13 protein-coding genes are annotated in these 14636 nt (G+C 40.3%); 9 read left to right on the plus strand and 4 right to left on the minus strand.

Features of this window, described 5'->3' with window-relative positions; all coding sequences use genetic code 11:
• Positions 1 to 91: 91 nt before the first annotated feature.
• The 4 genes from recR to rpsN all read left to right on the plus strand — a co-directional run bounded on the left by recR (position 92) and on the right by rpsN (position 2441).
• Positions 92 to 688, plus strand: coding sequence for a recombination mediator RecR (gene recR, locus EP57_RS15695; RefSeq protein ID WP_036088291.1), 597 nt, complete (start codon positions 92 to 94; stop codon positions 686 to 688).
• A 17-nt stretch (positions 689 to 705) separates the two neighbouring features.
• Positions 706 to 966: a YaaL family protein gene (locus EP57_RS15700; RefSeq protein ID WP_036088292.1), complete on the plus strand. Its 261-nt coding sequence runs from the start codon at positions 706 to 708 to the stop codon at positions 964 to 966.
• 55 nt (positions 967 to 1021) lie between these two features.
• On the plus strand, positions 1022 to 1888 hold the full coding sequence (locus EP57_RS15705) for an alpha/beta hydrolase (protein ID WP_052167723.1): 867 nt from the start codon (positions 1022 to 1024) through the stop codon (positions 1886 to 1888).
• Positions 1889 to 2171: 283 nt separating this feature from the next.
• Positions 2172 to 2441 carry a 30S ribosomal protein S14 gene (gene rpsN, locus EP57_RS15710; RefSeq protein ID WP_036088293.1) on the plus strand — a complete coding sequence of 90 codons (270 nt, stop codon included), beginning with the start codon at positions 2172 to 2174 and terminating at the stop codon, positions 2439 to 2441.
• A gap of 45 nt (positions 2442 to 2486) precedes the next feature.
• On the opposite strand, the gene dhaM is transcribed toward rpsN, so the two are convergent.
• Genes dhaM through dhaK form a run of 3 tightly spaced genes read right to left on the minus strand, consistent with a single transcriptional unit; the run spans position 2487 to position 4465 of the window.
• Positions 2487 to 2861 (minus strand): dihydroxyacetone kinase phosphoryl donor subunit DhaM, encoded by a 375-nt coding sequence (gene dhaM, locus EP57_RS15715; RefSeq protein ID WP_036088295.1) that lies wholly within the window; start codon positions 2859 to 2861, stop codon positions 2487 to 2489.
• Entirely contained in the window at positions 2862 to 3461 is a 600-nt protein-coding gene (gene dhaL, locus EP57_RS15720; RefSeq protein WP_036088297.1) for a dihydroxyacetone kinase subunit DhaL, read from the minus strand.
• Between the two features lie 11 nt (positions 3462 to 3472).
• A complete protein-coding gene (dhaK, locus tag EP57_RS15725) occupies positions 3473 to 4465 on the minus strand; it encodes a dihydroxyacetone kinase subunit DhaK (RefSeq protein WP_036088298.1) in 993 nt (330 codons plus the stop codon).
• Between the two features lie 107 nt (positions 4466 to 4572).
• On the opposite strand from dhaK, the gene EP57_RS15730 reads away from it, so the two are divergent.
• From EP57_RS15730 to EP57_RS15740, 3 genes are all read left to right on the plus strand, one after another.
• Complete coding sequence (locus tag EP57_RS15730; protein WP_036088299.1) at positions 4573 to 5934, plus strand: aminotransferase class I/II-fold pyridoxal phosphate-dependent enzyme; 1362 nt, start codon at positions 4573 to 4575, stop codon at positions 5932 to 5934.
• Positions 5935 to 6003: 69 nt separating this feature from the next.
• A complete protein-coding gene (gene tmk, locus EP57_RS15735; RefSeq protein ID WP_036088301.1) occupies positions 6004 to 6630 on the plus strand; it encodes a dTMP kinase in 627 nt (208 codons plus the stop codon).
• Positions 6631 to 6732: 102 nt separating this feature from the next.
• A complete protein-coding gene (locus EP57_RS15740) occupies positions 6733 to 7062 on the plus strand; it encodes a cyclic-di-AMP receptor (RefSeq protein WP_036088303.1) in 330 nt (109 codons plus the stop codon).
• 213 nt (positions 7063 to 7275) lie between these two features.
• On the opposite strand, the gene EP57_RS15745 is transcribed toward EP57_RS15740, so the two are convergent.
• Positions 7276 to 8739: an AcpB/EbpR/MafR family transcriptional regulator gene (locus EP57_RS15745; RefSeq protein WP_036088304.1), complete on the minus strand. Its 1464-nt coding sequence runs from the start codon at positions 8737 to 8739 to the stop codon at positions 7276 to 7278.
• A gap of 238 nt (positions 8740 to 8977) precedes the next feature.
• On the opposite strand from EP57_RS15745, the gene EP57_RS15750 reads away from it, so the two are divergent.
• Positions 8978 to 9646 (plus strand): helix-turn-helix domain-containing protein, encoded by a 669-nt coding sequence (locus EP57_RS15750; RefSeq protein WP_036088306.1) that lies wholly within the window; start codon positions 8978 to 8980, stop codon positions 9644 to 9646.
• Positions 9647 to 10039: 393 nt separating this feature from the next.
• Positions 10040 to 14605 carry a toxin Cry1Ac domain D-VI-related protein gene (locus tag EP57_RS15755; protein WP_036088307.1) on the plus strand — a complete coding sequence of 1522 codons (4566 nt, stop codon included), beginning with the start codon at positions 10040 to 10042 and terminating at the stop codon, positions 14603 to 14605.
• The last annotated feature ends 31 nt before the right edge of the window (positions 14606 to 14636 follow it).

The following is a 14636-nucleotide window of genomic DNA, read 5'->3' on the forward strand; positions in this document are numbered from 1 at the left end:
ATGTTCCGCGGAATCGCCTGAACCTGTCTGTTTGGTACGTTACCTCAAAGCGTTTGAAACACATAAAAGAAAGTTAAGTTTGGAGGATTTTATGCATTATCCAGAGCCGATAACTAAGCTGATGGACAGTTTTATGAAATTGCCTGGTATTGGGCCAAAGACAGCGGCTCGACTGGCTTTTTTTACGTTGGACATGAAAGAAGAAGATGTGCTTGATTTTGCGAAGGCGCTTGTGGATGCGAAGCGTAATTTAAGTTTTTGCTCCGTTTGTGGTCATATTACGGATAAAGACCCGTGCTATATTTGTTCGGATACTTCTCGTGACCGTAGTATTGTGTGTGTGGTGCAGGAAGCCAAAGATGTTATCGCGATGGAGAAAATGCGCGATTTTCACGGGCTATATCATGTGCTTCACGGAACGATTTCGCCGATGGACGGGATTGGGCCAGAAGATATTAATATTCCAGACTTGTTAAAACGACTGCAAGATGATACGATTCAAGAAGTTATTTTAGCGACAAATCCGAATGTTGAAGGGGAAGCAACGGCGATGTATATTTCCCGCTTGCTAAAACCATCAGGCATTACAGTAACGCGGATTGCACACGGTTTGCCAGTTGGTGGCGATCTAGAATATGCAGACGAAGTAACGCTTTCCAAAGCTCTAGAAGGACGGCGTGAAATTTAAAAACGAGGTGAGCAAACATGGAATCAAGAAGTAACAAAAATGCAAAAACCAAACGCCATAGAAAGCAAAAAATCGGCAAGTTGCATAAATCGTATGATACGTATTTGTTAGAATTAATGGAAGTCACACAAGAAAAATGGAACCAGCAAAAAGGCATTGTGCATAAAAGCTTTGGTTACAATCCAGAAAGCGAATACGAATTAAAGAAAGCAGAAGCAAAATATTTTTATCTTTTTCGCGAAGCAAGGCAGCGTCAATTAAGAAATTCGCCGAAATAAGGATTAGAGATTCTTTCACGAGGGTCTCTAATTTTATGGGATTTGGGGTGTGATAATGGGGAAGAAAGCGTGGATTTGGACGGGAGCTATTGTTGTTGTGCTTTTATTTATAGGGTTTCGGACGACTTTGCTTGATCCGCTAGGATTTCGGGTGAAGCATACGCTACATATAACGACGGCTGCAAAATCGGAAGATGAACCTATTGTGTTTATTCACGGGTATGATGGCTCGAATTGGACGTTTTTTACAACGACGGTTCGTTACAGTGCAACGGATTTTGGGACGCGGTCGCTGAAATTATTAGTGCGTGAGAACGGTGATATTGATGTTTCTGGCGTTTATGATAAAGCGATGAAGCGACCGATGATTCGTGTGAATTTTGAAAATCCACGATCGATTATACCGAATAACGCGACATGGTTTTCCAAAGCGATGGAATTGTTGAAAAAGGATTACGGGATTGAGGATGTGGATGTTGTCGCGCATTCTTACGGCGGCTTAACGTTCGTGAATTTTTTGCAGAAGTATAATTATAAGGCGAATTATTATCCGGAAGTAAACACGTTTACAGCTATCGGGACGCCGTTTAATGGTTCGGTTGTATCGAGCGATGGCAAGACGCCGTATGATTTAACGGCTATGGGGCCAAAGAAGGAATCGCAGTATTTCAAAGAGATGATGGCGCGTAAAGATAAGATTCCAGATAATTTGGAGATGCTGAATATTGTCGGCGATTTGGATGACGGTAGTCGAAGTGATGGCCCAGTGGCGGTCGATAGTGCGAAGAGTGCGGCATTTATTTTTAACCCAGCGAATTATCAGCAAGTTTTGTTCACGGGGCGATTTGCGCAGCATAGTTGGTTGCATGCAAATATTGGCGTGGATAGGGAGATTAAGAGCTTTATAGAAGCAAATCGATAGTAATGCTGACAAATAAAATAGTCAATACGGCTAACAAAGTATTAATCAACACAAATGTTGACGAATACCAGAAAATAGTGTAGAATAATGGAAGGCTTTGTTAATGAGCTTTCTTAATGTGTGCGGCTTTGCCACAAGGTCTTCATCCCGAGTAGGTAGTGTTGTAAGTGCTAGTTATAACGCTACCTACTTTATTTTTGTCTCGATAGCTTGCTTTATTTCGAAAGCAGGCGTATACTTAGTAAATCGTAATGATTACTATTTATAAAGAGGAGGAAAGACGATGGCTAAGAAATCAAAAATAGCAAAAGCTGCAAAGCAACGCCAACTAATTGCACAATACGCAGAGTTGCGAAGTGAGTTGAAAGCAAAAGGCGATGTTGTTGCATTGGCGAAACTACCGAAAGATTCCAACCCGATTCGCTATAAAAATCGTGATTTAATAGATGGCAGACCAAGAGCTTACATGCGTAAATTTGGCATGTCACGGATTACATTTCGAGAATATGCGCATAAAGGACAAATTCCTGGCGTGAAAAAAGCAAGCTGGTAAACAAAATGCCCCGCGTTACATGAAAATCGTAGCGCGAGGCATTTTTTATTTTACAATAATTGTTTTGAGATTTTCGTTGATGGTTTCGATTTTCTCATCGATTTGCAGTTGGGCAGCTGTGGCGTAGGCGCCTTCTAAGATTGGGACGTCGAACAGGAGAATTTCTTTGTCGGAAATGTCCATGACGGTCTCGATGTTCATTTTAGCGCTGCCAAGGTCGTAGAAGGCGTAGATATGGTCGGCTTCGTTGGTTTCAAACGCAATACTCACTTTTTCAAAACTCGTGCCGATTCCGCCTTCATCTGTGCCACCTGCATGGGTAATCGGGACGTCGCGGGCGATTTCAAGAAGGATTTGGTGAATCCCGTGCGCGACTTCTGCGGAATGAGAGATTATCACAATACCATATTTTTCGCTCATTTAGTTGACCTCCTCTCGTGCAAGTAGGGCTTGGAAAAGTAATGCAGAGGAATAGGCGCCAGGATCGAGATGGCCGATGGAACGGTCGCCAAGATAGGCAGCACGGCCTTTTGTTGCTTTTAAGTCTTTCGTTTTTTGAAGGGCGGCTTCGATAACATCGCTGGTCAATTCGTCTTGGCGCAGGGCGTGAATTACGGGTTCCCAAACATCAATCATCGTTTTTTCACCGGCATGTGATTTGCCGCGATGTTCGATTCCCGCCAGCCCAGCTTCGAGTGCTTCGATGAGTTGGGTTTCCGTTAATGTGTCGTTATCGATTGCCTTACTCATAGCCAAAAAAGCACTGCCATATAGCGGTCCAGAAGCGCCACCGACTTTGCTAAGTATCGTCATGCCAGCAGTTTTAAATGTATCTTTTACGCTTGCGGGTTCTTTTTCGGCTAGCGCTTTTTGGAGTTCGGTGAGGCCACGAGCCATGTTGATGCCATGATCTCCGTCGCCGATTGCTTGGTCTAAGTCGCTAAGTAATTGTTTGTTTTGAATGACGCGTTCACTGAAGTCTTGTAGCCATTGAACCGCCCATTTTGTATTATAAGTCATTGCCATCCCTCCTATTTCCACGCGCTAGTTACGACAGGGTAGTTCACCATATCAAGCCATTTCTCATCCGTTAATTTCAAAATTGTTAAGGATATGCCGTTCATGTCAAGGGAGGTCATGAAATCGCCAACGATCGTTTTAGCAATCGGAATCCCATGTGTCGCAATGACTTGGTGGACATCGTTTGCAAAAATATACTGCTCCATGAGTGGCGTCGCGCCCATTCCGTTAACGAGAACGACGATTTTATCTTCCGTGCCAAGTATGAGTTCCGCGTTAATCCGTGCAAAAAGTAAATTCGCGAGTTCATGCGATGTCATCACTTTTTCACGGCTTGATCCAGGTTCCCCGTGAATGCCGACGCCGACTTCGATTTCATCGTCCGGTAGCTCAAAGCCGCGATGGCCCACTTCAGGAACGGTTCCTGCCGATAGGGCTGCGCCAATGGTTTTGACGGAAGCTACCACTTTTTCACCGAGGGCTTGGAGTTCTTCCAAAGATGCTCCAGCTTCTGCGGCTGCGCCAACGATTTTATGGACAAACACGGTTCCGGCGACACCGCGTCGACCTGTTGTAAACGAGCTGTCCTCCACGGCGATATCGTCATTCACAAGAACGGATGCGACGCGAATATCTTCTGCTTCGGCAAGTTCCGCCGCCATTTCAAAATTCATCACGTCACCAGTGTAATTTTTCACGATTAGAAGTACGCCTTTTCCTTTATCTGCGGCTTTAATTCCTTCCAAAATTTGATCTGGCGTCGGGGATGTAAAGACGTCACCACAAACTGCTGCGCTAAGCATTCCTTTGCCAACATAGCCTGCATGTGCGGGTTCATGACCAGAGCCGCCACCGCTTACTAGTCCAACTTTTCCGGGGCGTTTATCGTTTCTGGCAATGACGCGCGTGCCTTCCACACGATACACCAAATCGCTATGCGTTTTGACTAGGCCTTCCACCATTTGTTCTACAGCTTGATCCACTTCATTTAGAATCTTTTTCATTTTTGCTGTCTCCTCCTTGGTTTTAGTTACTACTATATAAATTTCCCTGATGGTAGCAGATTAAACGTTTGTGATACAATAGATAGTGAAGTTTGGAGGGATAAAGCATGCAAAAACGAATGCCGATTGTGGAGAGCTTGCAGCATCATGTTGGAAATACGTCTTTACATGTTCCAGGACATAAAAATGGTGTATTATTTCCCGGGAAATATCGAGAAGTGTTGCAACACGATCTCACGGAAGTTTCAGGATTAGACGATTTGCATCATCCAGAAGGCGCCATATTGGAGGCAGAGCAATTATTAGCAGCTTGTTATAACGCGGATTATAGCTATCTATTAGTGAACGGGTCTACCGTCGGAAATTTAGCGATGATTTTAGGAACTTGTAAACGTGGCGATACGGTCATTGTGACGCGAGATTGCCACAAGTCGGTGATGCATGCGCTAGATTTGGCAGGCGTTCACGCGATTTATTTGGCGACACAAAAAGAAGTTCAGACGGGGACGGCGAACGTTATCACGGGGGCATTATTGCGCGAAGCTTTGCGATTAGAGCCAGTTCGTGCGGTCATTTTTACTTATCCGAGTTATTACGGGTTTGACTATGATTTGGTGTCATGTATCGCCGTATGTCGAGAATTTGGCACGCTCGTACTTGTCGACGAAGCGCACGGTGCCCATTTTCAAGCGAACGCGTCTTTATTTCCAAAGTCAGCAATCGAACTCGGCGCCGATGTTGTCGTTCATTCCGCACACAAAACATTGCCAGCATTGACGATGGGGTCCTATTTACATATACCAAAATGGCACGAAGAACTAGCCGAAATCCCGCGCTACCTTCAAATATTGCAATCAAGCAGCCCGTCCTACCTCATCATGGCGTCCCTTGATTACGCGCGCCATTACGTGGCAAATTACAGCGCACAAGACATCGAAGCCTTCCAAGCAATGCGCACCGACTGGCTACAATGGCTACACCAAAACAAACTCACCGTCATCACACCAGCCGACCCACTGAAAATCATCGTTCGCAAAACTGGTCTATCAGGATTCACATTACAAAAAATCTTCGAACAAGCCGGCTACTTCCCAGAACTTGCAGACGCAACCAATGTCCTACTCACATTACCACTCATCAAAAACGGCATGACATTCCCAGCACCAACCACATCACTAAACTGGGAAAACAGCCATTTTGACGAGCCAAAAACAACACACACCATCGAAATCCCACCAATCACTAGAATTCCAGCAACAAACAACCGACCAAGCCGCTTCGAAGCACTCGAATTTACCGTCGGAAAAACAGCAGCAGAAATGGTAATCCCGTATCCACCAGGAATCCCGATTCTCTTAATCGGCGAACAAATCACAGAACAGCACATCGAAACGCTCCAGTCAGTCAAACAACACCACTACCAAGGCGGCGAAAAACTTCACGAAAACAAACTTAAAATTTTCATATAAACATAGGCGTTTTACTTCAGTTCATGGTATGCTTAGAACTAAGAAAACGAATAAGGATGGTAACAAAAAATGAACGGTATTTTTATCACGTTAGAAGGTCCAGACGGATCAGGAAAAACAACGGTCAGCACGCGACTAGCAGAGCGCTTAGAAGAAGCAGGAATCCAGTTTGTCAAAACGCGTGAACCTGGTGGTAGCAAAATTTCAGACGTCGTTCGGGACATTTTCTTAAACGACCTAGACAGCAGAATGGACGCGAAAACCGAGGCGCTCTTAATTGCAGGTGCGAGACGCCAACATGTCGTGGAACTTATCCGCCCAGCACTCGCCGAAGGAAAACTAGTTTTATGCGATCGATTTATCGATAGTTCACTGGCCTACCAAGGCGTTGGACGTGATATTGGCATTGACGAAGTTTTGAAAATTAATCAGTTCGCCGTAGAAACCACGATGCCAGATGTCACATTTTATTTAGACGTTCCAGCAGACGTTGGTTTGGCGCGAATCGCTGCAAATAAAGGGCGCGAGGTCAATCGACTTGATATGGAAGATGTCACATTCCACAGCAAAGTACAAGCCGGCTACGAAACCGTTCGCGATATGTTCCCAGAACGCATTGAAATCATTGATGCCACGAGAACAGTAGAGGAAATCGTCGCGGATATTTTTGACCGAATCCAAGCGAAACTAAGCTGACAAAAGGTGTTACATACGCCAAAACAGTGAGGTTTTATTAGTAAAGCTTTTGTAGAATTTCTGATATAATAAAGAAAAAACTTATGTAAAGGGATGAAAGACATGAAACTTATTTTTGCGATTGTCCAAGATCAAGACAGTAACCGCCTATCCGATGCCTTAACGGACGCCAATTTTCGCGCGACAAAGCTAGCATCAACAGGAGGATTTTTAAAAGCAGGGAACACGACTTTTATTATTGGTGTGGAAGACAAACAAGTAGATCAAGCGCTTGATATTATCCGCAACAACTGCAAAGCTCGCGAACAAATCATGAGCCCAGCAGCATCCCTTGGCGTAACGGTAGATACTTATGTGCCGTACCCAATCGAAGTTCAAGTTGGCGGTGCAACGGTGTTTGTAATGCCAGTTGATCAGTTCCAACAATTTTGACTGAAGATCTGAGGAAGCTGGATTCGAAGGCGCTAAGCATAAACAAATGCAAGCATCTAAGACTAAACTTCCTTTAAATTTCAGAACTTCAATAAAAACGAAGAACTACTTCAAAACATAGCGTATCAGAACCAACACCCAATCACAAACTAAATAAAAGCCAAAGCTACTCGGTCGGGGTTACGACGGATGGCTTTGGCTTTTTTCCTGTAATCAAGTGGATTGCATTGCTAAAATCAGATGATAAATGTTATCCCAATCTTTTGTCGTAGGATGTCGAGATGTGTTGTATGTCTGGCAATCGAAATTTTCCGATGTTTCTTTATAATTCTTCACAATTAAGTCCACACCAAGACTGTTGGCAAGTTCATTTGTAATATGTTTATTATAGCTAAACGTTACCTCCGTATTCCCACCCATAAAATTCTCCACAAACATGTGCAAGTAGTTCAAGTAAGCCGTTTTTCCATCAAATGAGAACAGGATATGCGGCATGCTGTTAACATCTTTATTCTTAGCATACAACGTAAACATAGTTAGATTTACACACACATCTTCGGCATACTTAATTTTTTTGAAATCGGCTATTTCGCTAGCAGAGATCGCAGCCATCCATTTTTTAAACATCGGATAATGCATCGTCTTCACAAACTGATTCACCTCAAAAAAGTTCTTTTGAAAGAGAGGCGTTAGTTGCGTTAACAATAAGATATTTCTAATATAAAAAATAAAAATATAAAGTGTTGCGTCACTAGGTTTAGCAAGGTTTTCTTTAGCAAAAAAATCATTGACAAACAGATGAAGATCCTTAGTCAAAAATGGGTACAAGCGCTCTTCAATTGGCCCAGCTACACCTTCTCTATACATATAATTATCCAGAAGTAACATATCTAAAAAAACAGTTTCATCAACGGGAATATCTGTTGTAGACGTAGTTATCAATATCTCGTGCGCAAGTTTCTCAATATATTTGTAGGTTAAGGACTGCTGCTGTTTCACTTTGACCTCATCAGGAATTGTAATATAATGCTCGTGTTCAATGCGCTTATTTACAATCATAGTCCAGTAAAGAATACTTCGGTGTTGAAGAGATACACTAATATCCGTATTTTGTATAAAAAAATCATAATTCGCTTGGAAAATATCAAACAACTCTTGCCCAGGACGATACTTTGGCGAAATATCATTCGTACTATAGAAGAAATAGAAGTAAAAATAACGAATGTCTACTTCCTCACCTTCAATTTTAACTGGCGTAAGAGAAAGTGTTAGATTGAAATCTTTTAGAATATTTTTAAGACTAGAAAGATAACGGTATAAAGCCGAGGATGATAAAAATAAGTCGTCTGCCCACTCATCTATAGTTAAGTAAATCTCTTCATACATATTTTGGATAATAACGAAAAGTGGCGACTGCTCTGATATATCGAGTAAAAGATCATCAATTAATGCAGTATTTTCAATTTCATATCCAACTGCTTTGTGTTGGACAACGAATTCCTTATCGATATTCCCTATTTCAGCTATATCTCGTTCTAGTGTACGAACAGATACATCAAATTCAATGGCTATTTCCTCCAAGGCTATAGGATACGGTGATTGCATAATCCTTTCAACTAAATGGATTTGACGCCGTATTTTCTTATCAGCTATGATGCTTAGACTAAAATTGTTCATCAATATCTCACTCCCTTAATCATAGAATTGTGTCGAAAAAATCGACAAAATAAAATAGCGAACTAACAAATACCACTATATAATCTAAGTATACCTAAAGAGATAGCTGGTGAACAGATGAAAAGTAAGGCATTTAACAAAATTCAAAGAAAAGTCACAAGATCTATATGCTAATGTTCAAATAGAGAATTATGTGACAATAAATTGATGAGATACTTAGTATTAGGAGGTGATAAGCGTGCTGTTAAAGGATTTGTATTCACACGAAATCATCGAGAAAGAATTTAATACAGAAAAATTATATAGAATGCTTTTAGATAATGATTTTTTTGAAGTAAAGAGGCAGGAAGTTATTTTGAAAAAAGGTGAATTTGTTGAATTGGAAAAAGGTAGTATTGATTACGTCTATTACATCAGTGATGGAGTTGCTGCTATTAATATAGGAGACCAAGTAATCGATTTTCGAGGACCAGCTGATTTTTTTGGTTTAGTAGATAGCACTTCTGTTCAAGGGGCTAAATTTAGCCTCAATCCTTTGAATGAAATAACAATGTCAAGATTTGAAAAAAATGAAGTCATGGCGAAAATTATGAGTTTACAAGATGGTTATCTGTACCACTATACTTGTATGTTAGATAGGTATCGCATGTATGAGAATAGGATTATTGTTAACGATGCGACAGATGAAAAACGTACATTACTAGAGTTAAGGGAGATTGGAAGTAAGTTTGGGAAAGATGAGGTGCAAAAAGATAAGATTGTAGTACCGGGCTTTTTCACGAGGAAGTTGATTGCTAACTATCTTGGAATAAGCAGAACTAAGTTGAGTGATATACTGTTAAAATTAAGGCATGAAGGACTGGTCACAGTGGATAGTAAGAGACAAATATTAGTTTGTCTGAAGTAGATTTGAATAGTTGAGATTGAGTATATTCCTAGCTTATTAACTACACAAAAGGTAATATGTTAACGAAAAATTCATAGCATTTATGTATAGATGTTCAGAAAGAGAACAATACATTGATTTAAAGGTGAGATAATAATAAAAGAACGTTGATAAAAGAAAGTTCACAATACTAATTAATATATTATTAAATCGGAATATTCGGTCTTTAAGGTGGTGGTGTAGTAAGAGTATAGTTTATGCATGTAGAGAATGAGAGTGTAACGAAAATGATGAGTTAGGATGTATAAGAGTATCGTTTAAGCCAAGTGAACAACTGATTTTATTACAAAATAAAAAAGCATTAATACAAGTTCAAAAATAGTAAATAAAAAATGAGAGTAGGAATAATTACAAATGAAAAAAACAATTAGTACTTTAGCAGTAACAGCAATTATTAGTTCGAGTGTGTTAACACCCTATAGTATGTATACACCAAATGTAGCAGCTACAGAAGTAATCGCACCAACAAATTTAGTAGATAATCCAAATTTGATTAGTTCAGATATCACTATAAATCCTAATAACGATAAGCAACTTTTTAGTTGGAATAGTTGGTATGGATATTCTAAACTCAAAATAGAAGGTAATTACGCAATAAGTAGTATTGATGGTAGGAAGTCTAAAATTTATGATGATCACCGAATTGCACTTGATTTTAAAGCAGGGCAAAATGATACCTTGGGACAAACGATTTCTACAGAAATTGGTAAAGAATACACCTTTGGCTTAAAATTTAAAGTCCCAAAATATATGGATAGAACGATTAAGCTAAAGGCTGGAAAAAATTCCATGGTTGCTTTTCAGGAGTCTGGGGTTGGGGAAGCCGTAGATATCCTAAGATACGTAACTTTTACTGCAACTGAATCTGAGACACGGGTTTATATCGAGATAACTGGTCCAGCAACTACTCAACACGATATGTTCTTCTATGATATAAGTGCTGCTAAATCTGCCAAGCAGGTAGCGGCAGACAAAAAAGTAGTTTCAGATAAAGCGGAAGCAAGTGTAAAAGCCTTATTCAACAACAATGATGTTAAAGGAACGATCAAAGACGCAACAAACCAAAAAGCAATAGATGACGCTAGAACATTAGTAAACGCAGTAACAGACGCAACAAAGAAAGCAGAATTAGAAAAGAATTTAAAAGAAGCACAAGAGCAATTAGATGCCCGTAATGTAGCAGAGGCAGCGGAAAAAGCGCGTCAAGAAGCAGCGGATGCAAGCGTGAAAAATCTATTCAACAACAATGATGTTAACGGAACAATCAAAGATGCAACAAACCAAACAGCAATAGATGACGCGAAAAAATTAGTAGATGCAGTAACAGACGCAACAAAGAAAGCAGAATTAGAAAAGAATTTAAAAGAAGCACAAGAGCAATTAGATGCCCGTAATGTAGCAGAGGCAGCGGAAAAAGCGCGTCAAGAAGCAGCTGACGCAAGCGTGAAAAATCTATTCAACAACAATGATGTTAACGGAACAATCAAAGACACAACAAATCAAAAAGCAATAGATGACGCGAAAAAATTAGTAGATGCAGTAACAGACCCAACAAAGAAAGCAGAATTAGAAAACATTCTAAAAGAAGCACAAGACCAATTAGACGCCCGTAATGCAGTAGCAGCTGAAAAAGCTCGCGAAGAAGCGGCAGAAAAAGCAGTTAACGAGCTATTTATAAACGACACACCAGCAAGTAATACTTTGAAAAACACAACAGATCAAAAAGCTATTGACGATGCTAAAAACCTAGTAAATGCTATACAAGATGAGACGAAAAAAGCAGAACTACTAGAGAAATTAGACAAAGCCCAAGATCTATTAAACGAAAAAAATGCTGAAAAAGCACGTCAAGAAGCAGCAGAAGCAGGTTTGAAAGATCTATTCAACGGCAATGATGTGAATGGGAAAATCAAAGATACAACAAATCAAGAAGCTATTGATAAAGTACAAGACCTAATCAACAAAGTAACAGATCCAACAATCAAAGCAGATTTACAGAAGGATCTAGATCGTGCCCAAGAATTACTAGACGCTAAAATTGCAGAAGAATTGCAAGCAGAGGATCAAGGTCAACAACTAATCGCTAACTTCCTTGTAAATCAATTATTCCAAGATAATGATCCTGCAACAGATGAAATTAAAGACATCACAAATCAATTAGCAATTGACACAGCACAATCACAAATTGACCTTGTCAAAGTTAGCACGGTAAGAGATAGCCTACAAAAAACACTAGATCGCGCGCAAGAACTACTAGATGCAAGAAATAAAGCCGCAGAAAAAGCAGCCGAAAAAGCGAGTGAAGAAGCAGCGAAAAAAGCAGTCGACGAATTGTTCCAAGGTAACAACCCATCAACAGGTGTTATTAAAGAAACAACAGACCAAGGCGCAATTGATGCAGCACAAGATCTAATCAACAAAGTAACCGATCCAACAATCAAAAAGGACCTACAAAAAGAACTAGACAAAGCACAAGACTTACTAGCAGAAAAGGTAGCCTCAGAGAAAGCCGAAAAAGCACGTGAAGAAGCAGCGAAAAACGCAGTTGACGAATTGTTCCAAGGTAACAACCCATCAACAGGTATTATCAAAGAAACAACGGACCAAAGCGTAATTGATGCAGCACAAGATCTAATCAACAAAGTAACCGATCCAACAATCAAAAAGGACCTACAAAAAGAACTAGACAAAGCACAAGACTTACTAGCAGAAAAGGTAGCCTCAGAGAAAGCCGAAAAAGCACGTGAAGAAGCAGCGAAAAACGCAGTTGACGAATTGTTCCAAGGTAACAACCCATCAACAGGTATTATCAAAGAAACAACGGACCAAAGCGTAATTGATGCAGCACAAGATCTAATCAACAAAGTAACCGATCCAACAATCAAAAAGGACCTACAAAAAGAACTAGACAAAGCACAAGATTTACTCGATATTAAAAATGGTCCAACTTCACCAGAATTTATCGCAGCACAAGAAGCGATTCAAGACTTATTGACAACACTAGTCAACTTTGGTCAAAAAACAGATGTTTATGGTGCAGTGAAGCTTGACACAACACAAGCCAAAGTTTATGAAGCACAAGATAAATTAGATCTAGTACCAGATAAGGTAGTTGAAAAAGCTGAATTAGTAGCACAACTTAAAAAAGCGCAAGACCTATTAATCGCACGTAACAATGAACAAATTGGTAATCGCGTGGTCAATGGTAATTTTGATAATGCTTTAAATGGTTGGAAAACATGGATTGGTACAGGCTCAAGCGCTCCAACAGTAGTTGCTAAAGATGGCGTTGTAAATAATGCAGTCAAACTTGCTTCTAACTCAAGTATTGAACAAACAATCCAAGGCTTAAAACCAAATACAAATTACGTCCTAACATTCTACGGTAAAGTAGACGATAAAACCTTCCTATCTGCGGGTATTAAAAACCACGGTGGTACACAGCAAAGTATCCGTGTGACAAGTGCGGATTATAGTAAAGGCCAAATCGCTTTCACAACAGGAGCTAATGCTAAATCAGCTACTTTCTTCTTATTGAAAAGCGCCGGATCTGGAAATGGTTTCGCAGACTTTGTTATTGCAAAAGCAGATAATGGCGAAGATCTAATTCCAGAAGTAATAGAAGCAACGAACACAGTTGACAAGTTGTTTACCAATCTATCAGTTATTGGCGTGAATGATAGCGCAGCAACACTTTACAAAAATGGTGCACTAAAAATAACAACAAAACAAGCAGAAATTGATGCAGCAAAAGCAATCGTAGACGCAATGAAAGATAGCTATGAATCAAAAGCTGACTTACTAGCGACATTGAAAACAGCGCAAGATCTTTGGGACATCCGCAGTGCAGCAGACACAGGCAACTTAGTGAAAAATGGCGAATTCGACAATGGAATCGCTAACTGGAAGCCATGGAATAACGCAACTTCAACACCACCAACAACAACACAAGAGAACGGCAACAATATCTTGAAACTTGCAACAGGCTCAAGTACAGAACAAATCATCACTGGTTTACAGCCAAATACAACTTATACGCTTGAAGTTTACGGTAAAGTTGACAACAACGGTTATGTAAGTGTCGGCGTCAAAAACTATGGTGGAGCACAAAAAACTGCACGTATTAGTGGTGCAGACTACGCAAAAGCAAGTGTAACTATCCGTACTGGTGCAACAAACAAAACAGCAACAATTTTCATGATGAAAGGCGCTGGAACAGGTTCTGGTTATATCGATGACGTAAGATTTCAAGACTCAACACCAGAAGGAGAACGCCCAGAAGTTATTGCAGCAACAGAAGCATTGGCAGGTCTATTCACAGCACAAACAACTGTCAGCACAACACATTTAACACCTGTATTAAGCGACAATGGTGCTATCAAAATGACAACAACAGATGCAGATTTAGCAGCGGCAGCAGAAAAAGTAGCAGCAGTACCAGCTGACTTAGCAGCGAAAGCCACTTTAGATGCAGAACTAGCACGTGCAACAACATTATTTGAAAACTTAAAAGCTTCTCAAACAGACAACTTAGCAAAAAACAGCCAATTCGATAACAACTTAACAAGCTGGAAAACGTGGAAAGCAGCTACAGCATCAACACCAGTTGTCGTAACAGAAAACGGTAATAAAGTACTGAAACTAGAAGGTAATTCTAGTGTAGAACAAACAATTACTGGCTTACTACCAAACACAACATATACAGTTTCTGCATACGGTAAAGTAGAAGAAGGAGCTCGTTTAGCAGTAGGTGTTAAATCGTTTGGCGGTTCACAAACTAATGCATACGTGACATCTTCAGACTACGCACAAGGAACCTTAACGTTCACAACAGGGGCAACAAACACTAGCGCGATCATTTTCTTAAGTCAAGGATCAGCAAATGGAATTGCTTACGCTGACCTTGTAGTTGCAAAATAATTTTCTAATCGAGGTAAAAGATATGCTAGTC

Source organism: Listeria booriae (genome assembly GCF_000766865.1).
GTDB classification, from domain to species: Bacteria; Bacillota; Bacilli; order Lactobacillales; family Listeriaceae; genus Listeria_A; species Listeria_A booriae.

Coding starts and splice junctions, on each gene's coding strand:
- EP57_RS15705 (WP_052167723.1), top strand. CDS start 1,022: ATGGGGAAGAAAGCGTGGATTTGGACGGGAGCTATTGTTGTTGTGCTT.
- recR (WP_036088291.1), top strand. CDS start 92: ATGCATTATCCAGAGCCGATAACTAAGCTGATGGACAGTTTTATGAAA.
- rpsN (WP_036088293.1), top strand. CDS start 2,172: ATGGCTAAGAAATCAAAAATAGCAAAAGCTGCAAAGCAACGCCAACTA.
- dhaM (WP_036088295.1), bottom strand. CDS start 2,861: ATGAGCGAAAAATATGGTATTGTGATAATCTCTCATTCCGCAGAAGTC.
- EP57_RS15700 (WP_036088292.1), top strand. CDS start 706: ATGGAATCAAGAAGTAACAAAAATGCAAAAACCAAACGCCATAGAAAG.
- dhaK (WP_036088298.1), bottom strand. CDS start 4,465: ATGAAAAAGATTCTAAATGAAGTGGATCAAGCTGTAGAACAAATGGTG.
- tmk (WP_036088301.1), top strand. CDS start 6,004: ATGAACGGTATTTTTATCACGTTAGAAGGTCCAGACGGATCAGGAAAA.
- dhaL (WP_036088297.1), bottom strand. CDS start 3,461: ATGACTTATAATACAAAATGGGCGGTTCAATGGCTACAAGACTTCAGT.
- EP57_RS15755 (WP_036088307.1), top strand. CDS start 10,040: ATGAAAAAAACAATTAGTACTTTAGCAGTAACAGCAATTATTAGTTCG.
- EP57_RS15745 (WP_036088304.1), bottom strand. CDS start 8,739: ATGAACAATTTTAGTCTAAGCATCATAGCTGATAAGAAAATACGGCGT.
- EP57_RS15740 (WP_036088303.1), top strand. CDS start 6,733: ATGAAACTTATTTTTGCGATTGTCCAAGATCAAGACAGTAACCGCCTA.
- EP57_RS15730 (WP_036088299.1), top strand. CDS start 4,573: ATGCAAAAACGAATGCCGATTGTGGAGAGCTTGCAGCATCATGTTGGA.